This is a genomic window from Pseudomonas sp. NFPP04, assembly GCF_900113815.1.
Taxonomy (GTDB): Bacteria; Pseudomonadota; Gammaproteobacteria; order Pseudomonadales; family Pseudomonadaceae; genus Aquipseudomonas; species Aquipseudomonas extremorientalis.
On record NZ_FOQS01000030.1, the window covers coordinates 1 to 1,374 of the forward strand.

General features: G+C 53.1%; 1 rRNA gene. It reads left to right on the top strand.

What is annotated here, in order from left to right:
- Positions 1-1,313 (top strand): 23S ribosomal RNA (locus BM017_RS28720); the annotation flags it as partial.
- Positions 1,314-1,374: the final 61 nt, after the last annotated feature.

Sequence of the window (1,374 nt, forward strand, 5' to 3'; positions counted from 1 at the left end):
TAACCAGGAACCGTACCCCAAACCGACACAGGTGGTTGGGTAGAGAATACCAAGGCGCTTGAGAGAACTCGGGTGAAGGAACTAGGCAAAATGGCACCGTAACTTCGGGAGAAGGTGCGCCGGTGAGGGTGAAGGACTTGCTCCGTAAGCCCATGCCGGTCGAAGATACCAGGCCGCTGCGACTGTTTATTAAAAACACAGCACTCTGCAAACACGAAAGTGGACGTATAGGGTGTGACGCCTGCCCGGTGCCGGAAGGTTAATTGATGGGGTTAGCTAACGCGAAGCTCTTGATCGAAGCCCCGGTAAACGGCGGCCGTAACTATAACGGTCCTAAGGTAGCGAAATTCCTTGTCGGGTAAGTTCCGACCTGCACGAATGGCGTAACGATGGCGGCGCTGTCTCCACCCGAGACTCAGTGAAATTGAAATCGCTGTGAAGATGCAGTGTATCCGCGGCTAGACGGAAAGACCCCGTGAACCTTTACTATAGCTTTGCACTGGACTTTGAATTTGCTTGTGTAGGATAGGTGGGAGGCTTTGAAGCGTGGACGCCAGTTCGCGTGGAGCCATCCTTGAAATACCACCCTGGCAACTTTGAGGTTCTAACTCAGGTCCGTTATCCGGATCGAGGACAGTGTATGGTGGGTAGTTTGACTGGGGCGGTCTCCTCCTAAAGAGTAACGGAGGAGTACGAAGGTGCGCTCAGACCGGTCGGAAATCGGTCGTAGAGTATAAAGGCAAAAGCGCGCTTGACTGCGAGACAGACACGTCGAGCAGGTACGAAAGTAGGTCTTAGTGATCCGGTGGTTCTGTATGGAAGGGCCATCGCTCAACGGATAAAAGGTACTCCGGGGATAACAGGCTGATACCGCCCAAGAGTTCATATCGACGGCGGTGTTTGGCACCTCGATGTCGGCTCATCACATCCTGGGGCTGAAGCCGGTCCCAAGGGTATGGCTGTTCGCCATTTAAAGTGGTACGCGAGCTGGGTTTAGAACGTCGTGAGACAGTTCGGTCCCTATCTGCCGTGGACGTTTGAGATTTGAGAGGGGCTGCTCCTAGTACGAGAGGACCGGAGTGGACGAACCTCTGGTGTTCCGGTTGTCACGCCAGTGGCATTGCCGGGTAGCTATGTTCGGAATAGATAACCGCTGAAAGCATCTAAGCGGGAAACTAGCCTCAAGATGAGATCTCACTGGAACCTTGAGTTCCCTGAAGGGCCGTCGAAGACTACGACGTTGATAGGTTGGGTGTGTAAGCGCTGTGAGGCGTTGAGCTAACCAATACTAATTGCCCGTGAGGCTTGACCATATAACACCCAAGCAATTTGACTACTCTAACGAGCATCAGATTGCGGTGTGTGAAGACGAAA